General features: G+C 67.6%; 22 protein-coding genes and 3 pseudogenes. 10 read left to right on the forward strand and 15 right to left on the reverse strand.

Translation table 11 applies throughout. The features are described 5' to 3' along the window. The first annotated feature begins 531 nt into the window (after positions 1 to 531). The gene (locus AB0M27_RS39800; RefSeq protein WP_365729709.1) at positions 532 to 870 is read left to right on the forward strand and encodes a hypothetical protein; all 339 of its coding nucleotides are present in this window, start codon (positions 532 to 534) and stop codon (positions 868 to 870) included. A 405-nt stretch (positions 871 to 1,275) separates the two neighbouring features. Here AB0M27_RS39800 and AB0M27_RS39805 read toward each other — a convergent pair whose 3' ends face one another. Further along, entirely contained in the window at positions 1,276 to 2,496 is a 1,221-nt protein-coding gene (locus AB0M27_RS39805) for a hypothetical protein (protein WP_365729711.1), read from the reverse strand. Positions 2,497 to 2,941: 445 nt separating this feature from the next. Between AB0M27_RS39805 and AB0M27_RS39810 the strand changes: the two genes are divergently transcribed. Beyond that, a complete protein-coding gene (locus AB0M27_RS39810) occupies positions 2,942 to 3,835 on the forward strand; it encodes a replication-relaxation family protein (protein ID WP_365729713.1) in 894 nt (297 codons plus the stop codon). Positions 3,836 to 3,951: 116 nt separating this feature from the next. Here AB0M27_RS39810 and AB0M27_RS39815 read toward each other — a convergent pair whose 3' ends face one another. The 12 genes from AB0M27_RS39815 to AB0M27_RS39870 form a co-directional block, all read right to left on the reverse strand. Then, complete coding sequence (locus AB0M27_RS39815; protein ID WP_365729715.1) at positions 3,952 to 4,824, reverse strand: ATP/GTP-binding protein; 873 nt, start codon at positions 4,822 to 4,824, stop codon at positions 3,952 to 3,954. Further along, positions 4,818 to 5,405 carry a hypothetical protein gene (locus AB0M27_RS39820; RefSeq protein ID WP_365729717.1) on the reverse strand — a complete coding sequence of 196 codons (588 nt, stop codon included), beginning with the start codon at positions 5,403 to 5,405 and terminating at the stop codon, positions 4,818 to 4,820. The genes AB0M27_RS39815 and AB0M27_RS39820 overlap by 7 nt, the downstream gene beginning before the upstream one ends. Positions 5,406 to 5,716: 311 nt before the next feature. Next, a complete protein-coding gene (locus AB0M27_RS39825) occupies positions 5,717 to 6,373 on the reverse strand; it encodes a hypothetical protein (protein ID WP_365729719.1) in 657 nt (218 codons plus the stop codon). Between the two features lie 117 nt (positions 6,374 to 6,490). After that, positions 6,491 to 6,934 (reverse strand): hypothetical protein, encoded by a 444-nt coding sequence (locus tag AB0M27_RS39830; protein WP_365729721.1) that lies wholly within the window; start codon positions 6,932 to 6,934, stop codon positions 6,491 to 6,493. A 62-nt stretch (positions 6,935 to 6,996) separates the two neighbouring features. Continuing rightward, positions 6,997 to 7,776 carry an aldo/keto reductase gene (locus AB0M27_RS39835; protein ID WP_365729722.1) on the reverse strand — a complete coding sequence of 260 codons (780 nt, stop codon included), beginning with the start codon at positions 7,774 to 7,776 and terminating at the stop codon, positions 6,997 to 6,999. Next, positions 7,773 to 8,369 carry an AAA family ATPase gene (locus tag AB0M27_RS39840; protein ID WP_365729724.1) on the reverse strand — a complete coding sequence of 199 codons (597 nt, stop codon included), beginning with the start codon at positions 8,367 to 8,369 and terminating at the stop codon, positions 7,773 to 7,775. Before AB0M27_RS39840 ends, AB0M27_RS39835 begins: the two co-directional genes overlap by 4 nt. After that, entirely contained in the window at positions 8,366 to 8,968 is a 603-nt protein-coding gene (locus tag AB0M27_RS39845; RefSeq protein ID WP_365729726.1) for a 3'-5' exonuclease, read from the reverse strand. The genes AB0M27_RS39840 and AB0M27_RS39845 overlap by 4 nt, the downstream gene beginning before the upstream one ends. Then, positions 8,965 to 10,155, reverse strand: coding sequence for a radical SAM protein (locus AB0M27_RS39850; protein ID WP_365729727.1), 1,191 nt, complete (start codon positions 10,153 to 10,155; stop codon positions 8,965 to 8,967). Before AB0M27_RS39850 ends, AB0M27_RS39845 begins: the two co-directional genes overlap by 4 nt. A 23-nt stretch (positions 10,156 to 10,178) precedes the next feature. Continuing rightward, positions 10,179 to 11,231, reverse strand: coding sequence for a nucleoside-diphosphate kinase (locus AB0M27_RS39855; RefSeq protein WP_365729729.1), 1,053 nt, complete (start codon positions 11,229 to 11,231; stop codon positions 10,179 to 10,181). Continuing rightward, a complete protein-coding gene (locus AB0M27_RS39860) occupies positions 11,228 to 12,250 on the reverse strand; it encodes a thymidylate synthase (RefSeq protein ID WP_365729731.1) in 1,023 nt (340 codons plus the stop codon). The genes AB0M27_RS39855 and AB0M27_RS39860 overlap by 4 nt, the downstream gene beginning before the upstream one ends. A 489-nt stretch (positions 12,251 to 12,739) precedes the next feature. After that, positions 12,740 to 13,273, reverse strand: a complete 534-nt coding sequence (locus tag AB0M27_RS39865) for a hypothetical protein (protein WP_365729733.1) — start codon at positions 13,271 to 13,273, stop codon at positions 12,740 to 12,742. Next, complete coding sequence (locus tag AB0M27_RS39870) at positions 13,270 to 14,067, reverse strand: ATP-binding protein (protein WP_365729734.1); 798 nt, start codon at positions 14,065 to 14,067, stop codon at positions 13,270 to 13,272. Before AB0M27_RS39870 ends, AB0M27_RS39865 begins: the two co-directional genes overlap by 4 nt. A 440-nt stretch (positions 14,068 to 14,507) precedes the next feature. On the opposite strand from AB0M27_RS39870, the gene AB0M27_RS39875 reads away from it, so the two are divergent. Together AB0M27_RS39875 and AB0M27_RS39880 are read left to right on the forward strand one after the other, a co-directional pair. Continuing rightward, complete coding sequence (locus AB0M27_RS39875; protein WP_365729744.1) at positions 14,508 to 15,389, forward strand: helix-turn-helix transcriptional regulator; 882 nt, start codon at positions 14,508 to 14,510, stop codon at positions 15,387 to 15,389. After that, positions 15,386 to 15,613, forward strand: a complete 228-nt coding sequence (locus AB0M27_RS39880) for a DUF397 domain-containing protein (protein WP_365729746.1) — start codon at positions 15,386 to 15,388, stop codon at positions 15,611 to 15,613. The genes AB0M27_RS39875 and AB0M27_RS39880 overlap by 4 nt, the downstream gene beginning before the upstream one ends. A 212-nt stretch (positions 15,614 to 15,825) precedes the next feature. On the opposite strand, the pseudogene AB0M27_RS39885 reads toward AB0M27_RS39880, so the two are convergent. Further along, positions 15,826 to 15,918 (reverse strand): annotated as a pseudogene (locus tag AB0M27_RS39885) (HNH endonuclease); the annotation flags it as partial. A 3-nt stretch (positions 15,919 to 15,921) separates the two neighbouring features. Between AB0M27_RS39885 and AB0M27_RS39890 the strand changes: the two are divergent. From AB0M27_RS39890 to AB0M27_RS39915, 6 genes and pseudogenes are all read left to right on the forward strand, one after another. After that, positions 15,922 to 16,143: pseudogene (locus AB0M27_RS39890) on the forward strand (integrase core domain-containing protein); the annotation flags it as partial. 275 nt (positions 16,144 to 16,418) lie between these two features. Further along, positions 16,419 to 16,916 (forward strand): HAD family hydrolase, encoded by a 498-nt coding sequence (locus AB0M27_RS39895; protein ID WP_365729748.1) that lies wholly within the window; start codon positions 16,419 to 16,421, stop codon positions 16,914 to 16,916. A gap of 24 nt (positions 16,917 to 16,940) precedes the next feature. Next, positions 16,941 to 17,522 carry a hypothetical protein gene (locus AB0M27_RS39900; protein ID WP_365729750.1) on the forward strand — a complete coding sequence of 194 codons (582 nt, stop codon included), beginning with the start codon at positions 16,941 to 16,943 and terminating at the stop codon, positions 17,520 to 17,522. Positions 17,523 to 17,548: 26 nt separating this feature from the next. Continuing rightward, entirely contained in the window at positions 17,549 to 18,271 is a 723-nt protein-coding gene (locus tag AB0M27_RS39905) for a class I SAM-dependent methyltransferase (protein ID WP_365729752.1), read from the forward strand. Positions 18,272 to 18,539: 268 nt separating this feature from the next. Beyond that, a complete protein-coding gene (locus AB0M27_RS39910) occupies positions 18,540 to 20,228 on the forward strand; it encodes a hypothetical protein (protein ID WP_365729754.1) in 1,689 nt (562 codons plus the stop codon). 460 nt (positions 20,229 to 20,688) lie between these two features. Further along, positions 20,689 to 20,847: pseudogene (locus tag AB0M27_RS39915) on the forward strand (dTDP-glucose 4,6-dehydratase); the annotation flags it as partial. 46 nt (positions 20,848 to 20,893) lie between these two features. Here the strand turns inward: AB0M27_RS39915 and AB0M27_RS39920 are convergent. Then, on the reverse strand, positions 20,894 to 21,916 hold the full coding sequence (locus AB0M27_RS39920) for an IS3 family transposase (RefSeq protein WP_365729756.1): 1,023 nt from the start codon (positions 21,914 to 21,916) through the stop codon (positions 20,894 to 20,896). Between the last annotated feature and the right edge of the window lie 18 nt (positions 21,917 to 21,934).

Consider the following 21,934-nt stretch of genomic DNA (forward strand, 5'->3'; position numbering starts at 1 on the left):
GGCCCGCATCAGCGGGCCGCCCCCTCTCTCTTCGCATCGCGTAGCGATGCGACCGCCCGCTTTTTTTTCGGGCGTGCGCAGCACGCCCGGTGTTTTCCGTCGCGTAGCGGCGGCGCGTCGCGTCTGCGGAGCAGACCGCGCGCAAAATAAGGAAATGGAGAAAGGGAAAATTGGAATTGTGCGCTGGGTGTTTTATGTTTTGTGGCTGGCGGGGAACGGCGGATCCGGTGGGTCGGCAAACCCGGGCCGGAGATTCCCCGCCAGCGTTGCCTCTTCTCTCAGACGAGGTGCTTCTATCGTAGGTGATATCTGGATCAGGTGGGGCGGTGCTGCGCCCTGCCGGAGGGAGGCGTGGGAGTGGTTGTGTCGGGTGCCGGGGATGATGGGCTGCGCCGGGTGCATGAGGGCCGGTGGGTCGTCAGCCGTGCCTGGATTGGGGAGTTGACGGGTGCGTCGGCGGCCACCTTGGCCCGCTGGTACGCCCAGCGTCTTCAGCAGCCCGAGGAGCGGCGGCATCCAGAGGTGGCGTGCATGGTGGGCCGCACCTACTACTTCGACCAGCAAGCGGTGGAGGCCTTTTGGGTCGCGTGGCAGGAAGACGTCGGCACCGGGCTGCTCGGGGCGGCCGGCCGCAGGCGCGGGGATGGGCGCGGCGCCAATGGCGGCGGGCCTGGGCGCGAGCAACGTGGGGAGGCTGTGTCTGTGGCGCTGCAGGCGCTGCGTCAGGCCGGCGGATACCACCGCGGCCTCGCCGCGCAACTGGCGCGCGAGCACGGCGGTGTCTCCCGCACCTGGCAACGCGCCGTCAACGAGGCCCGTACCCAGTACGAGGCTGAGCAGGGTGAGGAAACCGCCGGCACGCCGTCGTGACGACCGCGTTGTGATCAGGTCCCACTACACCTCGCCCGCCTGCTGTTCCGTCCCCTGTTCGCCGGGCAGGGCCCGGCGTCGAGCGCGGAGGCTTGGCCGACGCGCAACGGAACCCCGGGCCGCCCGATCCCCCGGCAGTGCGCCCGCCCGTCCCGCCCTTTCCTTCCTTCTTCCTGTCTGGGCTGGGCGCGGGGGTGTGCAGAGGGGATGTTGGGCTACCGACCACGTCAGAAAGGGCGTGGTGACCTGCGGTTACGCCGCGAATCGCCAGATGGGCGCGGGCAGTTGTCAGACGGGTTGTCGGCGGGGCTTTCGGACCGGTTGCCGGGCGGGGTTGTCGCATCGTGGTCGGTGCGGGCCGCCTGTAAGCATGGTGGTTGTGAGTGCGGTGCGCGGTTTGCGGCGTTAGCGCCACGGAAGCGCCTTGTCGAGCGGGCTGGCAACGCGAGTGGCTACATCGCTGCCAGCGACGAAGGTGAGCGCTCCGGCGACTACCAGCGTCCAGCGAAGGCTGCTCGCCAGTGCGGGCTGCTGCGCCACGGCTGGAATCAGTGGCAGCAGGACGCCGCTGGCTATGAGCGCCACCGCTGGCCAAGCCCGTGACACAACGCGACGCACCAGTCGACGCTGTGCCACCTGTTCAGGCGCGTTGTCCAACAAGGCGGCACGCTCTCCAGCGGCCAACGCGTCGGCGGCTGCCAGCAAGGAGGCGACCAGCGGATCTGCATCATGCGGGTGATCCACCAATGTCAGGGGCATTTGGTGGGCGCGGTAGACCGCTGCCACCCGGAGCGCGTCTGGCCGCAGGGCACGGCGTATGTGGTGGGGTGCCCGGTAGGGCAACGTCAGATCGCGTTCCGCCATGTAGGCCAGGTGCTCCAAGTCGCGGCAAAGCGAGCGGCATCGCGTGGGGGTCAGACGGCGACGGGTTCGTGCGTGTATCTCGGCAGCGGTCGCCAGTGTCTGGATGAGGAGGCGGTCGGTCGGTCGGCAGCGCCCGGCGATCCGACGAGGTAGGGGCTGCTCGAACAGGACAACGGCAGCCAGGGTGATCAATAAGACGCCGGTGACGTAGTAGTAGCCGACCCAGTAATGCCACCAGGCGGTGTGCGGGGTGATGAGGGAGAAAGGGATCTGCACGGTGGCGGCGGAGAAGCCAGGCAAGGCAGATGCCACAGCCAGACGGCGGCCGCGGGAATAGCTGACGACAGGCAAACGGCGCGCCCGGGCGACTACGACGTTGCAGATGACCGCCGTCGTCATTCCGAAGATCAGCGCCGTGGGCGAGTCGATCACGGCTGGAGGCTGTGCACCTGGTGGTGTCGGAGGTGGCGGTACATAGTCCGCTGCTGCATTACGGATGCGGGTGACGAACGCAGCGATCGTGAACGGAAGGAGGAAAACGATGGCATTCATTCGGATCCGTCGCATAGCGACGGCTTCGGTCCCGCGCAGTCGCAGCGAGGCGAACAGCAACGCCCTACGCCGAGCACCGTCGACACCCACTGCGTCGCTCGGCAGAAGATCGAAGAAGCCGAGATCTTCCTGAATCGCTCGCGTCAGGACCCGTCGCCCCGGCGACGATACGACCCACCGCCGCAACCGACTCCATTGCTCCCCCAGCACCGCAACACCCTACAAGCCCGTACTGGTTGGGCAAACACAGCGGCGCACACTCGTCAGAGCATTGAGGCCATGCTGTGTGGCCGCGCGGAGGCGCCGCCGAAGCGCAACACTCCACAGCCCCGCCCCGATCCGCCGGCCGCGCGCCGCAGCCGCAGCCCGTCCCTCCCCTCTCCTTCCTTTTTGTCTGTGGTGACACGGGGGTGTGCGGAGGGGACGTCGGGCTGCCGACCAGGGCCTGGTGGGCGCCACGTCCCAGACACGCCCACACAGCGGTCGGACGGGATATCGGTCTGGATGTCGGACCGATCGGGGGCCCCTTGTCGCATCGTGACCATGGTCGGGCCTTCATGGTCGGTGGTCGGGTCGGGGCCGGCTGATGGCCTGCGCCGTACACGCGGCACCCAACAAGGGATAGTGCCGCCCCGTACGTGAGGAGCACCCGGCGATGACCGATGTCGACGCAGGCGGCCGTGACCGGCTGGCACTGGCGGTACTGACCCAGTACCGAATGGCCACCACCGAGCAGATGCACCTGATCCTCTCCCCCGATGTACGCACCGAGCAGACGAGGCGCCGGCTGATGAAGCTGCGCGCCGAGGGGCTCATTGACCGGGTCACGCTGCCCCAGGCCGGGCGCCTGCGGGTCTGGTACCCCACTCGGTACGGGGCGCAGGTCGCGTCCGAGTGGCCCGAGCTGCGCGGCCGACGGCCGCCGAAAACGGCGACGGACCCCACCGCCGTGCGCCTGGCCGTCGGGCACGCCCTCACGGTGACCAAGACGGGACTGCAGTTCCTCCAGGACGCCCGCAAGCGTGGTGACCTGTGCCAGCCGCTGGACTGGCTCCCCGAGGTCTACCACCCCCTCGGCGCCGGCGAGGCCGTCATTCCCGACGCCCTCCTCTACTACCGCAGCCGCGACACGGACAGCGGCACCGGCGGGTCGATGATGCGGGCGTTCGTAGAGGTCGACCGGGCCACCATGGGACCCGAGCGCCTGGCCGCCAAGCTCGGCAACTACGGCCGGCTTCACCGGTATGTGCCGACACCCATCGGGCGGCGGCCGACACTCGAGCCCCTGCAGGAGGAGTGGCGGCGCCGGTATCCCCTCTTCCCGCGGCTGCTGTTCGTCCTGGACGGCACCGGCCCGGCCGGCATCGACACACGCGTACGCGCCCTGCATGCCGCCACCGCGGATCCGGCCCTGACTGCCCTCCTGCACGACGTCCCTGTACTCGTGGCACCCCTGGTCGACATCCTGCAGCACGGTCCCTCAGCACCCGTCTGGCGTCCCGTCCAGGACCCCGACAGGCGGGTCCGCTGGACCGATCCCCGCCGCTAGCCCCCGCATCGTTGTCGGGGTGCCTGGCACGTCCAGGACCCCGACCACGACGTCCCAGACCCCCACCACAGGCCCGACCATCGCAGGTCTTAGCGCTGCGCGTGGGGCAACCGGGGCTACTGGTTCACGACTTGGGCTTCGCTCACGTGAACGCCGAGGTTGCTGGTGCGGGTCTCGGTCCACTGCCCGGCATCGGTCTCGTTGCCGTCCACGTGCCAGGTGATGGTCCAGGTGGATGTGGCGGTGAGCGGGAAGCGGCCGTCGGGTGTGCTCGGGGTGGTGGCGTAGAGGTGGCCGCAGTCCGGCGATGCGGCCTTGCCCGCGGACGCGGTGTACGGCGTGCCGGGGCCGGTGCACACCACGGGGGATGTCCTGTCGCCCATGTTCCAGCTGACGGAGGAGACCTTCGCCGTGGCTGTCACCGTCACCCCGCCGGTCGTTGCCCTGGCGCTCTGCGGCCCGTACGTCGTCGGCGTCTGGTCCACCCACATCCACATCGGCATCCCGACCAGGTACCGGCCGGCTGCGCGCGGGCTGGCGATGTCCGGGCCGCGCAGCGTCATCGAGTCGGCCGCGCGGCGGGCCAGCATCTGAGGGTCGACCGCGGGCTGCACCGGGGCCGCACCGTCCGGGACCCAGACCACGCCGAAGCGCCCGCTGTCGCACCACACCTGGTACACCGCGCCCTTGCCGCCCCTCCTCTTGCCGTCCTGCATGGCCAGGTTGTTGGCCGGGGGCTGAGGGTTGAGCTTGCTGTAGGTGCACTTCGGGGTGCCCGAGCCGCTCTGGCCGTGGTGAGCGGCGGGTGTCCCCGAGCCGCCGAAGGAGCCGGGCGTGGAGGAGGTGGCGGCCGCGCAGACGGTGACGACCACGGTGGATCCGCCGCAGTCCGGGTCGGCCGAGCTGTGTCCGTCGGCGGCGGCCGGGACGGTCAGTCCTCCCAGCAGGGCGGCAGTCCCGGCTGCGATGGCGGCGGCACGGCTCAGCATGTCCGGTCCCCGTGCGGGGTGTACTGCGTCACCATCCACCGGCCGCCGTCCCACCGCTCCACACGCGCGGTCGCCTGATAGCGCCGCGGCTGGTCGGACGGCAGCGGAATCGCCTGTCCGGTCTTGACGTGCTTCTCCTGCCAGTGGGCCAGGTCCAGGCAGTCCGTCACGGTCGCGGTCGGCGTCGAGGCGTGCAGGTCCAGCGCGGTCACCTTCGGGCTGTGCCCGAGGCTGCCGGTGGCGACGACGCCCGAGCGGCGCATGTGGGCCAGGTCCAGACGGAACGTCGCAAGCGCGTCCAGCGAGGCGTAGCGGGTGAGCTCAGTGCCCTGCTCCGACGCCTTGCCGTAGGCCTTCATCTGTTCCACCCACATCGCCCGGTAGGCCGCTAGCGCCCGGGCCCGCTCGGCGGCTTTCGGATCCGCCGGCACCGACGGGCTCGCCGAGGCGTCGGCACCGGTCGGTGACGCGGGCGTCGACGGTGCCGGTTTGTCATCCCCGCCAGAGCCGCATCCAGCCAGCAGGCCAGTAAGTGTCACGGCGCCGCACAGCGCAGCGGCCCGCAGAGTCCGCGAGGTCACGCGCATACCTGCCCCCCGTGATCAGCATCAGGTCAGGCAACACCGTAACCACACCAGCACCCTCCGTCACAAGGTGATATCCGGCCCCGCCCCACAGGGACGCGGTCCCCATGCCGGAAGAGCTTCGACCACCACCCCGACCAAGCCTCGCGTCCACCCGCTCCAAGCCCGACCACGGCTGGTCACGAGGCCACGGCCCCCTTCCCGTGGCCCACGGCGCCCCACCGAAAAGAACCGATGCTCCCGCCCCGGTGTGGGGGCGGAGGATCAGTGTGGCGGAGGCGCGGTCGGTCGCTCGGGAGTGGAACCGGTCATCCCTCTTGTTGCTCCTGGAGCTGCCGTCGTTCCTGTTGCAGGGCGTCTCGGGCCTGGGACAGCGCCACCACCTTGGCCTCAAGCTGCTCAACGGACGGCGCGCCGTTCACACCCAGTTCGGCCCTTAGCGCCTCCCGAAGCAGATAAACCGCATCAGAGAGAGGCCCCGCAAACCACCGCTTCGCCTGGATAAGCTGCGCGTCCGTACGCGGTAGAAGCCCCGCTCCGGAGGTATCCAGCGGCAGGTGCCGAACCAGGTGGTAGCCCGCACCCAGGCACTGATTGACTTCGCTGGCCACGTCAAGAGCAGTTGCGCCAAGGACCATCTGGGCCTGCGCGTATTGGTCGTAGTACGCCTGGCGTGTGGCATCAAGGGCGTCCGCGACCACGGTCTCCCCACGCCTGAGGGCAAGCACCGTGTCTCTGCCCGCAGTGCGATATGCGCGGGCAGTCGCATTAAGAGCGGCATAGAGTTCGCGCTTGGTCTGGACTGCTCGGTCCTCCCGGTCCTGCAGTCGCTCGAGCGCCGCACGCCGATTCTGTTCGGCAACCTCTACTCGGCGAGCGCGCTGAGCAAGCACTGTCGCGCCCATGGTGCCGCCAACTCCGGCAAGCGCCACGGTGAGCGTAGTCCAATCCGATCCCGACAGCATCCGTGTCCCCCTACCCCACCCCAACGCCCTATGAGCGCCTGATCGCAGGCTATCGCGACCAAGCGACGGGAGGTGACGGTGCGGTCGTTGTGCGTCAATCGACCGCACCTCGGAGGCTTATACCGGGACTTTCGTGGGAGGTTCGGCCGGTACCGCACCCCCTTCCATGGAGAACGTCTCGCCGGTGGCAAGGGCATGCAGGCCGACCACGATGCGTGTCCGGGTGGTTGGTTGCACCTGGTCGAGGAGCCGCAGAGTTGGCATGACGCGCACGGTGGCACGAGGGTCGCGGTAGATCAGTCTTTCCACGGTGTCGGGGGTCGCGGACAGGACCGCCAAGAGGTGGGTGATGACCTTCCTACGTCGTGTCTGCACCCAGTCGACGGCGACGCGACGCAGCAGCTGCAGGTCGCCGGCGGGGCCGGAGAGGATGCGATGTCCGGCCTCGTGCAATGTCTGCCCGTCGTGCACGGCGCCGCAGGGCAGCATGAGCATTCCCTGCAGGTCGGCGACGACGAGGCAGTCGGATCCGACGGGGACCAGGAGCGCGACGCCAACCACTGGCGGCCGCCAGTTCTCATAGGGTGCGTGGCGCCTTGCGGGTGGTGCGGCGGCGGCTGGCATCAGGCCGGGCCGCCCTGGACGGCCGCCGCGATTTCGTTGAGGTGGCGGGGTTGGCTGGTGCCGGGGATGGGCGCGATGTGGGGCCCGTAGTTGAGGAGCCAGTCCAGTGCAGGCCGCGGCCCCTGCGCTTGGGTGAGTACGCCGGCGTCGAGCGGCCGGTAAGCCACATACGGGATGCCCATGTCCCGGCACAGCTCCACGACCGGGTCGAAGCGGTCGTTGGTGTTGAGGACGTTCTGTACCGCAGCGATGGGCCGGTGCTTGACGACCAGGCCAAGGTCTTCACGGGTGACCTTCGACAGCCCGATGTGCCCGATCTTCCCCTCGTCCTGCATGGCCTGCATGACGGCGATCTGGTCGTCGAGCGCCACCTCGGGGTCGATGCGGTGGAGGTAGCACAATTCCAGCCGCTCGACCTGCAGGCGGCGAAGGCTCGCTTCGACGCAGGATCGCAGGTAGAACGGGTTGCCCAGTGGCCTCCAGTGTCCCGGCGCGGGGCGGACCATGCCAACCTTCGTGGCGATCAGCACGTGTTCCGGGTACGGATGCAGCGCGTCCCGGATCAGGTTCTCGACCGTGTGGGGGCCGTAGGCGTCGGCGGTGTCGATGTGGCTGATGCCGTGGGTGTGCACGGCCTGGCGGAGCAGGCTGAGCGCCATGTCGCGGTCGGCGGGGTCGCCCCAGATGCCGGGGCCGGTCAGGCGCATGGTGCCGAACCCGAGCCGGGACACAGTCTTTCCCGCGATGGTGATGGTTCCCGCAGGCGGCTGGGGGGTCATACCAGCGCCTCCTTCAGACAGTGCCGAACGGTGACCTCGACGGCGTGGGCCTGGCTGTCCGGATCGCTCGTCACGCGTTGGTGAGGGATGTTGTCGTCGATCAGGAGGCGGTGCGCGTGCTGGTCGACGAGGCGCCGGTAGCGCGGGTCGTAGTCGTGGCTGGTGTCGACGGGCACAGTTTCGTCAAGGACTGTCGCGAACAGCAGGTCGTACTTTGGGAGTTGCGTGGCGGCGAGCGTGAGCAGACGCTCGCGTTCCAGGCGGGGCGCTGTGTCGCCGCGGAATTCCAGGGCGGCGAACCAGTAGGCGAGGGCGTCGTAGGAGGCCCGGTCGGCGAGGACGACCTCGGCGCCGAGGGCGAGAGCGCTGATCTCGTCGGTGATGCCCTGCGTGATGATCCGCTCAGTGGACTGTTCGGTGTGGTTCTGCATCTTCGGCAGGCCTGCCTCCGCCGCGCGTTTGCCGAGGCGGCCGGTGCGGGCCACGGTGAGGCCGTGGCCGCGCAGCTCCATCTCTATGCGCTTCAGGAGCGTCGTCTTGCCGGTGGAGTGGGTGCCGATCACGCCGATGCGGATCGACTGGAAGCTGTTCACCACAGGGTCGGATCCTTCTCTGGTTCAGGGGCGCCAGGCAGGCCGGGTGGGACGGCCGCAGCGACCAGCTGGTTCCAGGTCTCGTATCGGGAGGCCATGGCGATGAGGAGCTGTGCCGTGGCGTACGCGTCGAACGCGGCTCGGTGCCGCTGCCCGGGGGCCTCGCTCAGGTCGGGCTTCACGTGCTTGATGAGGGCATCCAGGCTGTAGCCGCTCAAACCAGGGAAGGTCTTCCTGGCCAGGCGGAGGGTGTCTAGCACCCCGGCCGGCTGCCACATCGGCAGGTGCGCGGAAACGACGCCGTAGTCGACGTGGGCGTTGTGTGCACAGATCCAGGCGGTCCCGAGAAAGCTGTGCACCTCCGCCGCGATCTCCGACCACGCTGGCTTGTCGGCCAAGGCGGCGTTGCTCAGGCCGTGCACCCTGGTCGCGAACGGCGTGACAGGCCGGTTCGGGCGGGTCAGCCACACCTTCGCGGTGGTCTTGTCAGGGCGGCCGTCCCGGATCGGCAGGGCGGCAATCTCAACGAGATCGGGCGGGGTGGTGCCGTTGCCTTCGACATCGACGACGAGCAGCTCAGGCCAGGTGCCGTACATCATGGGGTGTGGGATCCGTTCTCCGCCTCCCAGCCGATGGGGGCCCGGCCGTGCTGGCGGTACAGGTGAGGCTTGGCGCGGTCGTGGCACTGGAAGCCGAAGCCGTGCTGCAGGAAGTAGCGGGGCGGCTCGTCCAATCCCTCCACGACGATGGCACGGTCGTTTACCTCAACGTGGCCGATCGCCCCAAGGGCGCGCGCCTCGCGGGTGACCTCCCCTAAATCCGGCTTGACCCACGCCTTCTTGCACAGCTCGATCTGCTCGGGCGGGCAGATGTCGCACAACTCCTTGATGCCGTAGTGGCCGTTGTAGTCGGCCTCCCCATGCGCATAGGCGACACCGCAGCTCGTCTTGCGGAACAGCGTCCCCCACGGAGCGCCGCCGGGCTCATTGCGGGACTCGTAGGCATCTGTGATCCGCTGCTCGGCCGGCTCGGGCATGATCTTCCGGCGCGCCGTGGCGTTGTACGGGGTCGGCAGGCCGTGCGCCTCGTAGTACTCCTTGATCTCGTTGCGGAAGAACAGGCCCGTGAACACTGTGGCGTGCGCGTGCAGTGACAGATGGCGGGCTCGTTCGATGTGCTCGTCGGAGTCGTTGAGCCCCGGCACGATCGGCCGCCAGTACAAGATCGTCCGGTAGCGTTCGGCGTTCTCGTACAGGGTGCGCAGGCTCTGTGCCGCGATGCTGGAGTCCACCGGCTCGATGCGCGGGTCGTCGATGCCGGAGTGGGTGACCAGGACGGTGAGACGCAGGTTCTTGAAGCCGTTGAGGACGGCGCAGTCCTCGGCGTCGACCCGCCACCTGGTGATGATCAGCACGTGGTTGGTCAGGCCCCGCTCGTCGAGCATGCGCAGCTTCGTGATCAGGTGGGGCTTGACGACCGGCAGCATCGGGTCGGTGGCCCGGTTGTAGAGCTGGATGGGCGTCTTGTGGGGCCGGAAGTACCGGTGGCTGACGAGGGCTTCGACGGCGGCTTCATCGCTCATCAGCCGCCGGGGCGTCTTCATCTGGAAGTTGTCGAACAGGTGCCGGACGCAGTATCCGCAGTCCAGCGGGCAGCCGACGATGTCGTTCAGCGACAGACCCGATTTGCGGTACTCGATCGGGTCCGCGAGTCCCGGCTTGAGCCGGCTGATCTGCTCAGGTGTCAGCAGGGGGAGCATCCGGCGCGGCATGGCGGGAGCGGTCACGTGAACCTCCGGGGGGTTGGGTGTCAGCAGTCGGTGTGGGTGGGCTGGATCGGCACGCCGGAGGTGGAGCTGAGCAGCAGGCGGCGGGCAGCGCCGAACCAGGCGCCGAAGTCACGGCGAGCGGCGTCCGGGTCGTCCGAGGTGTGCACGAGGTTGCGCACGAGACGCTTCTCGGCGAGGGCTCGTTCGAGGCTGTCGTTGCCGAGGTCACCGCGGATGGTGCCGGCGGCGGCCCGGGTCGGGTCGAAGTGCCCGATGAGATGACGCAGGCGGGCGTGGATGCCTGGTTCCCCGTAGGCGAGGGCGACCGTGACGGTCTTGCCCGCGTAGACGTCATCCAGGCACGCGGGAATGTCCCGGTCGGGGAACCAGTCGGCGTCGACGAGGAGATCCCAGTAGTGCACATGGGCCTGCCACGACTGCACGGTGACGTCGATGCGGTTGGCGATCGTGGCGCCGGCGGCGGCGAACCGGTCGAGTACGGCGCCGACGAGGCCGCGCTGCACCGCGTCCGGCTTGCACAGGATCACCGAGCACCGCTCGAAGTCGGACACCTGCAGACGGATACCGGGCCCGTACCAGGTGCCGTACTCGCGGCGGGCGGAGGCGGGGTCGTCGGAGGTGTGGACCAGGTTGCGCACGAGCCGCTTCTGCGATGCGGCGGCCGCCACGCTGTCCTCGCCAAGGTCCCCGCGGATCGTGCCGACTGCCGCCCGGGTCGGGTCTGTGTGGCCGATGACCTGCCGCAGCCGGGCGTGCACACCGGGATCGCCGTGCGCCAGGGCGACCGTGACCTTCCGGCCCACGTAGGCGGCGTCGATGTAGGACGGCAGGTCGCGCAGGTCGAGACGGCCAGTGTCGGCGAGGAGGTCCCGATAGACGACGTGCGCCTGCCAGGCCTGGGCCACCACGTCCATGCGGTCGCAGACCCGGATGCCCGCCGAGGAGATCATCTCCAGGATGCGGTTGACCAGACCGCGCTCCACGGCATCCGGCTTGCACAGGATGACCGCCCAGCGGGCGAAGTCGACGCCCTCCACCACGGCGCCGCTCATCGGCTTTACTGCGGCGCTCACTGCACACCGCCGGGCGCCGCAGCGCAGGCCGACCACTTGTGTTCCATGAGCCAGCGCAGGCCCGGCTCGAGGGCGTCGAGGAGGTCGGCGTCGACGGCTGTGGCCTTGTCGTGCTGGATCTGCCGGTACAGCTCGAACAGCATCACCACCTGCTGCCAGTACGCAGCGAGCGTCAGGCCCTTGATGTGTCGCATGCTGTAGCGGACCTGGTTGGTACGGAGGACCTCCTCGTGGTCCAGGACCGCGGCGATGGTGTCGGCGTTGGTGCCATCCGGCATGGCGGGGAAGTCAAAGGTGATCGGCGTGAAGCGGGCGTCGACCTCGGTGAGCACTCTGCGGACCCGGTCGGCGTTGCGGTCGTTGACGTGGGCGGAGCCGATCGTGTGGGTGTACGTGCCGAGCTGAAGACCGAGCTGGATGGCCGCGTACTCCTGGATCATGGTGAAGGAGAACACGTCGGACAGCAGCCCGCAGTCGATGTCGTTGGCGCGCATGTTGCACACCATGTGCAGGCGGCCAGCGCGGGCGAGCAGGTGGAGGCCCGCCAGGCATGCGACGTCAGGGTTGGAGCGGTCGGCCAGTTCTCGCGCCGAGAACACGGGCAGATAGCCGCGCTTGCTGTCTGTCTCGCTCCGTAAGAGTTCCAGGACCTGGTCGAACGGGGACTGCTTGCTGCCCTCATCGGCGGTGAAGAGGGTGTATCCGTAAGCGGATCCGCCCAGGGTGACGCCGTCGATGCTGCTCGCCCGCATCGACGGGGCGTAGTAGCCGATCATCTCAAGGTCGCGGCGGCCTGCGAGATACCACAGTGCCTCAGCGAACTGAAAGACGGGATTTGCCTTGCGCTCGGCAAGGTAGGGCAGGCGCTGCCGCGGGTCGGGGAGCCGGAAGCTGACCCCGATCAGTTCGCGGGCGGCGTTGCCTCGGGCATCGATGTGGTGGGCGTGCTCTCGAGTTGTGAGGCGCAGCAGTTCGACGTAGGGGCCTTCGACGCTGCGGTAAGTCTGAGGTGTGAGCAAGGCATTCTCCAGACGGGATGTGGTGTCGGAAACTGCTTCGCGGGAAGCTGTGGCCCCCGAAGGCGGCGATCTGCGCTTCACGCGTCGGGTGTTGTGCTCTGCCCGATGGCCACGGCCGGGCGTCATCCGGGCCACCGGGCAGGGGCTCTAGGGATGGCCGCCGCGAAGCGGACTACGGTTATGGGGCGAGGCTCACGGACGGCCTGGCGGGCGACCGGCCCACACACACCCTCCGGGTCACGCGCGAGTGCGTCCTGCACCGGGTCGGCGTACGCGACGCCGGACGTCGTGACCACCACGGAGGCGGGCGATGTGTTCTCGTCCGTCCACGGCGTCACGTACGGCGCTATGGGTCTGTTCACTGCTCTCCCCCGATGGTCGGCTGCAGAAATGTGAGATGAGGGCCTGCGGCCGGGGCTGGATCCGCCCCGGTCGCAGGGGTTTGGCCGTGCTCGTCAACGTCGGTCGCTCGTCGACGAGCACGGTGTCTTAGAGGGCGATGCCGAGCCGGGCTGAAAGCGCGGCGTGCGGAGTCGGTTCGGGCCGGAACCGCGCCAGGGCGTCGCGGAGCGGCCCCATCGGGACCAACCGGTCGCTTGCCGAAGGTCGGTGCCAGTACGGGCCCGGCGGGACTCTCCGGTTCAGGGACGGCAGCGTGATCGTGTGGGGCGCGCCCAGGCACACGGCGTGGGTATGGTGCTCCCACCGGTCGCAGGAGCCGGGCGGGACCAGCCAGTAGAACCAACCGTTCTCGGGGTCCTCGATCACGGGCCCGCATCCGCCCTGGACCTGGTCCATCAAGGCCACAGCCGAACGTGCCTGCACACCGGAGCTGGTGATGACGACGTCGAAGAGGTTCCGTCCAAGGCGCACGGTGGTGTCGCGGCGGGCCTCGACCGCCAGGAGAGTGCGGATCATCTCGGCGAGGTCTGCCATGTCGGCGGCCGGCTCTCGGGCCGCGCCGGCGGAGTCGACCAGGTGCCGCATCGTCTGGGCGCCGGTCGGCATGGCTGCGGCGGTCACAGGTTCGCCTCCTGGCCGGGGCACAGAGCAGCGCGGACGGTCTTGCCGCCGTTCTTGGCGTCGACGAACCAGGTGAGGATGGCGCCTTGTCGGGCGATCTCCCAGAGACCGCAGCCCAGTTCGCCGGCTACGGCCTTGTCGAACTCGGGGAAGGCGGGGTCGGGGTCCGTGACGTCGATGAGCAGTTCGTGGGCCTCGGTGATGCTGAGGCAGGCCCGGAGGTGCTGCCCGGCCTTCCCGGGGGTGAGGGCATGCTGCACGGCGTTGTCGACGAGGACATGCAGGACGTCGACCGCAAGGTGTTGATTGCCAGGCCAGCTCAGTACGGTGAGCAGGGTGCGGGCCTGGATGCGGGCTAATCCCGCGGCGCTGGGATCGGAGGGGAGATCTAAGGGGATCTCGTGCAGGACCGGCGCGGTCACTGCGGCGGGTTTCATGTCGGAGGATCCTTCGGTCAGGGGGAGAGTGCACCAGGTCGTCGTGCCATCGGGGCTGACGCCCCACTCCTCGGCCAGGGCCTGGACGAGGAAGAGTCCGCGGCCGCCCTCGTCTTCCGGGCCGGCCTGGCGCAGCCGGGGGCGGTGGGGGGAGCCGTCGTCTACCTCCATCACACAGCGGTCGTCCTTGAGGTAGACATGCACGTCGATTTCGGGGCCGCGGCCGTGGCGCAGAGCATTGGTGGCAAGTTCGGTGAGCAGCAGCTCTGCGGTGTCGACCAGGTCGGGGCAACCCCAGTGAATGAGGCCAGCACGGACAATGCGTCGAAGCCGTTGCGGCCATGCGGCATCCGCCACGGACAAATCACCGGAGTTTGAATCGGGGCGCCGCTCGATCGACATCACAAGGTCCGTACGGACGCCTTCTCGCTGCACAGATGCAGGTGGTGTCATGCCGAGACCTCCGGACGGCCGGTGAGGGGATTGGCACGACGCAAGGCAGACCACAGCCGGGTCGCCGACCGCTGTCGGCCACGCTGCGTCGTGGCCCAACTACTGTCTTGCATGGCACAGTTGCTATGCAATAGCGCGTGCAATTTTCACGACGAATGGCATATGCAATTGACCGGACTCTTGGCTGTGCAAGGCTGACCTGTGGTGGCACACTCTCAACTCGAGCAGGAGCAACGGGCACTTGGGGAGGCTCGAACCGGGCTCCGGGATGCGTGAACCGGACTCTGGGACGGGTGGACCCAACTCGATCGGCGCGTGCCTCGGCACGACAGAGGGGATGACAAGTGGCCGCACCGAAGGGGCCGACGAGCAGGCGGGTGCACCTGGGCAAGGTGCTCACCAGGATGAGGGAAGACCTCGGCATGAGGCGCGAGGACGTCGCCTCGGCCCTGGGTTTCTCCCCCGAAAAGCTGTGGCGCGTCGAAAGGGGCAGGACCAGCCTTCCCAATCCGACCGATTTGAAGAACCTCCTCGCCCACTACGCGGTAGAGGATCCCGAAGTCGTCGAGAGTCTGCTCGTCATCCACCGGGAGTCTCTGCAAGAGGGCTGGTGGGTTCCTTACTCAGCGCACCTGCCCAAAGGCATGCGCGAGTACGTGGGGATGGAGACTGACGCGCTGTCGATCGCGGCATGGCAGCCGTCACTCGTCTTTGGCCTGCTGCAGACAGAGCGATACGCCCGCGAGCTGCTGCTGTCCGCGAAGGGTGTCGACGAAACCACCACCGAGTTCATCGACGCCAACGTCGAGGTCCGCATGGCCCGCAAAGCCCTCATCACCAAGGAAGACCCGCGGGAACTGTGGGTCATCATGGGCGAGGACGCCATCCGTAGCACGATCGGCAGCCGTGAGGTGATGGACGAGCAGTGCGAGGAGATCAAGCGTCTGGCCTCCCTCGACACTGTGACCGTGCAAATACTGCCGTCCGCGTCCACGGGCTACCGCGCCAGTCAGAACTTCGCGCTGCTCGACATGGGCGAGCCTCTTGGGAAGATCGTCCAGGCTGACCAGCCCGGCGGGCAGGCCAGCATCACCGACAAGAAGCCGGACGTCGGTAAATACTCCCGCAGGTTCGAAGCCCTGCGGGCCTCGGCGCTCGCACCCCACGAGACGCCTAGTTTCATTGATGAAGTCCGTCGGAACCTTGAACGAAAGCTGGCACCGTGAACCGTACCCGCAAGCCCACTGACCTGGCCCCCGAAGACGCCTGGTTCAAGTCCTCGTACAGTAGCGGCTCGGAAGGCAACTGCATCGAGGCTGCCGACCTCGCACCCGAGATCGGGATCCGCGACTCCAAGAAGAAGGAGGGCCCCGCACTCCTCTTCCCTCGCTCGTCATGGGCCGCCTTCGTAAACGGCGTCCGCTCAGGGGAGCTCCCCGAGCACGCCTGACCACCCCACGCAGTGCCGTAGAAATATGGCGGCCCCCCTCAGACACGGTGAGGAGGGCCGCCACCGTCTTTCTGCCCATCTCCCCCCGCCGACGCGGGGGTGGGTCCGTCGTCCGCGGTCAGACCACTACGGTGGGACGACGGTACGGAAGAAGTCGTGGCGGATCTAACATCGGGGCGCGCGTCCTCCCCGACGCGTCCAGGTGGAGGCGCGGAGTCCCAGGCTTCAGCGAGCGGGAGGTGGTCGATGCCCAGGCCCCTCGGGCCCTCGAGGTATCGGTCGTCGTAGGGCGAGTACCACTGGCCTGCTCGAGTTACGACAATGCCCTGGCCGAGTCGTTCTTCCAGGGCCTGAAACGGGAGCTGCTCCACGGACGACGCCTCACCTCGAAGGCGCAGACACGGCTGGAGCTGTTCCGCTGGCCGGCCTACTACAACCGGCGCCGCCGCCACTCTGCCCTCGGCTACCTCACACCAGTCGAGTTCGAGCAACAGATGATCTCATCACATACGCTGTCCCTCGTCGCATGAAACCCGGTGTCCACTCCCGAGGTTGAGCCTCAGAGTCTGACCCTGCGTACCGGCGGTACACGAGACCCTTCTGACCGATGACCGTGTCCGAGCAGAGCGGCGGCAGGCTGTCGAGCAAAGCGTGGAACCTCGGCTCAGGCTGGAATGTGAGCTCCGACCCATAGTCGGCGAACTACGCATGAGGTTCTGTGAGCAGGGGAACACATGCAGTCATCAGGAGGGCCTGTGATGGGCTCCCGTCGGCACGGCGCTTCTCGAGGGAGTGACAGACGCTCGTGGTGAAAGCTGTTCTTTTCGATCTGGGCGACACGTTGATCCACGAGAAGGTGGATGATGCCGAGCCCCTGGACGTCATGACTCTTGAGCTCCAGCCGTATGCCGCAGACGCCTTGCGGCAGTTGGCGGAGAAGTATGCGCTCGCTATCGTCAGCGACACGGAGTCGTCACCGGAGACATCGGTACGCAAGGCGCTCAACCGTCTGGGCATCGAGAAGTTCTTTCAGACCGTCGTCACTTCCATAGACGTCGGCACGCGCAAGCCGGATCCGACGATCTTCCTCGAAGCGCTGGAGCGCCTAGGCGTGAACCCGCCGCTGGCGGTCCTGGTCGGCAACGACCCAGACAGCGACATCGCCGCGGGCCGGGCGATTGGCCTACGGACGGTTCTCTACCGGAGCAGCCGCTACCACCGGCCGGAAGCGGACGCCGACGCGGATTACGTCGTCGACTCACTGGCGGAACTACCTGGACTCATCGAGCGGCTTGACACGTGAGCGTCCAGTATTCGAGGGGGGAACTTGGACAGTGCGGAACTCCGGGGCACAGGGGAGCCCACCGCGGCTCCCGTCGGCAGCAATCCCAACAACGGCCTCGACCCAGCCCTGGATTCGGAGGACATCCGCGCGGGTTACATAGCCGCGATCCAGATGGTGGTCTACGACGGCCAGCTGTCCTGGCAGGTGACCGGGATCTACGTGCAGTTCGCCTTCGTGCTCATCGCCGGGGCCATCTTCCCTTCCTTCATCAAAACGACCAACAGCGCCTTGCTGGCCTTGTCCGGCATGGCCATAGCGCTCTGCGGAATCATCATCACGGCCATGTTCTGGTCGATGGTGTCGCGGATCAGGACCTACGAGGGGTACTGGGTCGTTCAAGCGGCTGCGCTGGAGCGCATGCTGGACAGAAGAGTGACGACCATCGCTGGCTCCATGCAGCTGTCGACCCGACGTTTGGTCCGGGTCGGCGATGAGCATGTCCGGATGAGGCGCGCGGCATCGGCGAAATCGAAGCACGTGCTCTCCGCGTTCCTTGCCGCTTTCCTGTTTACGTTTTTTGGTCTGTTCGCTCTCAACATCGGACGTCTGATCAAGGCCTTGTGAGAAAAGCCCGATCCGGAGGCGTCAGCATGCCGTTCTCACAGTCAGCGCACCTGTACGACGCCATTTACGGCAAGGAACGGGACTACGCTTCTCAAGCGGCGGCGATCGCGGACTGGATTCTCCGCCGGAACGGCGAGGCCAGTTCGCTGCTTGACGTGGCCTGCGGCACTGGCCTGCACCTATCCCACCTAGGTGATCGCTTCCAGGCCGCCGGCGTCGATGTCAGTCAGGCCATGGTGGGGCAAGCTCAGAAACGCAACCCCGCTGCGCGGATCGAGCGCGGCGACATGCGGTCCTTTCGGCTCGGCTGTCGCTTCGATGCAGTGACGTGCATGTTCAGCTCCATCACCTACACCGGTACGGTGGATGGCCTGAATCAAACGCTGAAGAACTTCGCTGACCATCTCAATCCGGGCGGCGTGTGTATCGTCGAGCCGTACCTGACTCCCCAGTCATGGGACGATGCCCACGGACCCGGACTTCGCACCGCCAGAAACGAGGAGTTCACCGTCGCTCTGGTAGATCGTGCAGTGCGCAACGGCAGGGACATCCAGCGTGAGATCGCGTACGCAGTGGCATCCGCGGACGCCACCCATCTCTTCCGAGAAATGCACGAGTTCAGGCTCTTCACGTCCGAGGAATACACCGCGGCCTTCCGAGGGGCGGGCTTTGATGTAACGTTCGATGCCCGGGGATTCGATGCCGCCCGGGGCATGTACTTCGGTACGCTCGTCGACCGATCGACCTAACCTCGCGCTTTCACGAGGCGGGCCGTCCGACTAGTGATCACGTAAGCAGAAAGTGCCCCTGACCAGCGAGAATGAGGATTGCTGAGGCACTTGTTCCCGTACCCGTCGGCCCGCGTTCAGCCGCCTGTGGGAGATCCGCAGGTCCGCCCGGCACCGCCTGAACGCCGTCTTCCTCGACCGGGTCCTGCGCCAACTGCCCCTGCCCCAACGCGACCTGCGCTGGAGCGAATGGGCTCAAGGCCGCGCCGGGGGACGGCTCACGGCAGACGTGGAACGAGCGGTCGACGAATGGACCAGGCGCAGCAGCCGCACCGAGAGCGACGACCTGGACGCCCTGGCCATCGCCTGGCTGCTGACCTTCACGAACACGGGCCTGCGAGATATGGCGGCGAAAGCTCTCCAGCGCTATGGCCGGCCGGAGCCCAAGTGGCTGTTCGACCTCGCCGCCCAGATGCTCGATGTCGATGACCTCTACGTCGTCGAACGCCTCGTCGCCGCCGCGTTCGGCGCCGCCAGCGCCCACCAGATGCCCGATCCCGGCGGCCCTGTGGAACATGCGCTACGGGACTGGCTGGTGCAGCTGCGCGACCGCTTCCTCGACGGCGGGAGCACACCCACGTCACACGAGCAGCTGCGCGGCTACGTGCGGGCGACATACGAGTTCGCCGGCGTCCTTCACCCCGCCGCCGTCCCGGAGGGGATCGACGCCTTCGCGCCGAGGTTCGCAGCCGTGCAAGCGGCCGAGACGATGGAGGACGACAACCCCAACGCCGAGGAGTGTGAGCGCACTCTCGGCATGGACTTCCAGAACTACATCATCGGGGCCGCCATCAACGGCAGGAGTAACTACGACTTCAACCACCCCGGCTTCCGCCGCGCCCGCGCCGAGGTCATGGCCCGGGTCTGGGAACTGGGTTGGCGGGAGCAGGACTTCGGCAGCATCGACCAGCGCATCGCCGCAAGCAGCGAGCGGCGTCACGACACCCAACGCAGGGTGGAGCGCTACGGCAAGAAGTACGGCTGGATCGCCTATCACGAAATGGTCGGCCGCCTCGTAGACGCCGGCCACGCGCCAGCCCCGTTCGGGAACGCCGAACGCCTGATGCCCGACATCGACCCGGCCTTCCCCGACAAGCCGCTGGCAGCGCCCATGCCCCTTCCGCCCTGGGCGCCTGAGGAGCCCACAGACAACCAGAACTGGCTCACATCCGGGATCATTGCCCTCCCGGACGACCTGTGGTCGCCCGAAGAGATCCACGGAGTCGACGGCGGCTGGCTTCTGGCCGAAGGGTTCCTCGAGCACCGCCGCCACGGGCGGGCCGTGTTCGGATTCTTCCGCACTCTCCTCCTGCAGCCGCACGACGCAGACTCCGCCACCCAGCTGGCCTGCGAGCATCCCTACCCGGGAAACGATTTCTTCCCCCGGCTGCCGATGGTCCGCGACGTGCTGGCCGCGGAAATGCCATGGAGTCCCAGGTTCAAGCTGGCCATCGGCGACGACTCCAGCGACACCTTCCCGTACCGCACGCTGCGCCATGACGGGCAAGACGACGGCATCAGGCTCGACCAGGTCACTGTGGACTTCTCCCCCGACAGCAATTCGGAGACCGGGCTCGGCAGCGGCTACGACGTCCCGTCGTACGACTTCGCCGCCCGCTTCGGCCTGCGCCAACTGCCCGGCACTGTGGACCTCGTGGGCCTGGACGGCCGACAGGCCTCTGCAGTGTTCCGCGTGGATGAGCCCTGGCGGGGCCACCTGCTATTCCTGCGCCGCGATCTCGTCGAGGACTTCGCAGGAGACCGCCGGATCATGCAGGCAGCCTGGGGTGAACGCGAGGTCAGCGCTGTCAACTGGCACGCTGTTCCACCCTGGATGCGCGAGGTGCACCAAAGCTACGCACACGTGTGGCGCCACATCCGCCTGCTCGGGGCAGATCAGCACAGCACAGAGAGCTGACCTGCCGTATGCCAACTTGGAAGCCGCCGGCTCCAGGCTCGCTCGAAGGATCAACCGAAGTCCGTCCCCTCCCGTCAGTCGGGGACGCGGTCACCGCAGAAGCAGCGCACGGCCTCTTTCCACAGGCTGCATGAGCCCCAGAGGGCATGCTGTTGCAGCATGTGGGCACTTTCCCGGGTCCCGGCCCCTTGAGTCCCTGCGCGTCCTGCACTAAGGACCGCGCTCGATCCCGGGCGGCTGCAAGACCTCCTGCTTCAGCGTCACCTGCTCCCACCCCGACAGCCCTCCTCTGAAGGCCTATAGGCGTTCTCACAACATCTGCGGCAGTCTCAATCGGCTTGCAGGATCGCAGATCAGGCGCGCTCCCCTCCCCGAAACCACTACTCAAAACTGTCTCAGCACATCTGCGGGATCTCAGGTCGCAGCCGCACGGTTACCGCAGCATCGATGAGACATCACAGGCGAGATCTACAACATCGGCGGCGGCACCGACCTGTCCAGCAAGGAACTGACGCGGGAGCTACTACGGATCTGCGACGCCGACTGGGGCAGCGTCACCTACATCCCGGACAGGCTGTCCAACGACCTGCGATACGCCATGGACTGGAGCAAGCTCGCCGCCCTCGGCTACCTGAAGTTCCCCCCGCGAACTGGACAGCGGGTGTTTACGCTGCCGGGGCGAGGTTCTGCCTGAGCAAGGATCTCGTTTCGAGCGGGGTGACGTACCCGTAGTCGGGGTGCCGACGGAGCCGGCTGCGGTTGTACTCGACCTCGACGTAGCGGAAAACGTCGGCCCGGGCGGCCTCGCGGGTCTCCCACATGGTCGTCCCGATCTCCGCTTTCAGGATGGCGAACCAGCTTTCCGCGGCGGCATTATCGTAACAAGAGCCGACGCGCCCCATCGACTGCCTCATGCGCAACTTGCGTATTTCGCTGCGGAATTCGTCACTCGTGTACTCGCTGCCGCGATCCGTATGCATGACGCAACCCTGCTCCAGGCCGCCACGCCCGGCCGCCATCCGCAAGGCGGCGACCGGCAGCTCGGCGCGGTGGTGGTCGGCCATCGCCCAGCCGACCACCTCCCGCGTCGCGAGATCGATACAGGTCGCCAGATACAACTTCCCTTCCAGCGTGCTGAGTTCAGTCATGTCGCCGACGAGCCGCATCCCGGGCCGGGGCGCGGTGAAGTCCCGGCCGATCAGGTCGAGCGCGAACACCGCCCGTTTCGCCTGCCGGGTCAGGCCCCGCCGCCGGCGGCGGGTGATCCCGACGATCCGGTGCTTGCGCATCAGCCGCTCGATCTTCTTGGAGTTCACCACCCGCCCGGCCCGCCGCAGGGCGGCGTGGATCCGCGGAGCCCCGTAGGCACCGCGAGATCCGGCGTGCAGCACCCGGATCTCGCCCACCAGCACCTCCTCGGCCCGCTCCCGCACCGTCCGGGCCGGCCGTGACGCCCTGTGCGCGTAGTAGGTGGAACGGGGCACTCCCAGCACACGGCACAGAAACGCGACGCTGTGACCTGCAGGATTACCCTCCGATGCCTTCTCCGCATCGATGAAACGACACCGTGCCACGGTGTCTACCTCATCTTGTCCTGAGCGAAGAAGGCGGTCGCTGAGATGTGAATCCGGAACTGCGGGGCAGCGCGTAGTGCCCCGAGTGCCGGGTGCGATCGAGGGGATGGCCAGAGAGCGAGGCTCAGGTTG

This window comes from Streptomyces sp. NPDC052107, from assembly GCF_040680215.1.
In the GTDB taxonomy this organism is placed as follows: Bacteria; Actinomycetota; Actinomycetes; order Streptomycetales; family Streptomycetaceae; genus Streptomyces.

What these genes read in the sequence shown, in the direction of transcription:
- AB0M27_RS39800 (WP_365729709.1), top strand. Translation starts at nt 532, where the DNA reads ATGGTGGGCCGCACCTACTACTTCGACCAGCAAGCGGTGGAGGCCTTT.
- AB0M27_RS39810 (WP_365729713.1), top strand. Translation starts at nt 2,942, where the DNA reads ATGACCGATGTCGACGCAGGCGGCCGTGACCGGCTGGCACTGGCGGTA.
- AB0M27_RS39815 (WP_365729715.1), bottom strand. Translation starts at nt 4,824, where the DNA reads ATGCTGAGCCGTGCCGCCGCCATCGCAGCCGGGACTGCCGCCCTGCTG.
- AB0M27_RS39825 (WP_365729719.1), bottom strand. Translation starts at nt 6,373, where the DNA reads ATGCTGTCGGGATCGGATTGGACTACGCTCACCGTGGCGCTTGCCGGA.
- AB0M27_RS39835 (WP_365729722.1), bottom strand. Translation starts at nt 7,776, where the DNA reads ATGACCCCCCAGCCGCCTGCGGGAACCATCACCATCGCGGGAAAGACT.
- AB0M27_RS39845 (WP_365729726.1), bottom strand. Translation starts at nt 8,968, where the DNA reads ATGATGTACGGCACCTGGCCTGAGCTGCTCGTCGTCGATGTCGAAGGC.
- AB0M27_RS39905 (WP_365729752.1), top strand. Translation starts at nt 17,549, where the DNA reads ATGCCGTTCTCACAGTCAGCGCACCTGTACGACGCCATTTACGGCAAG.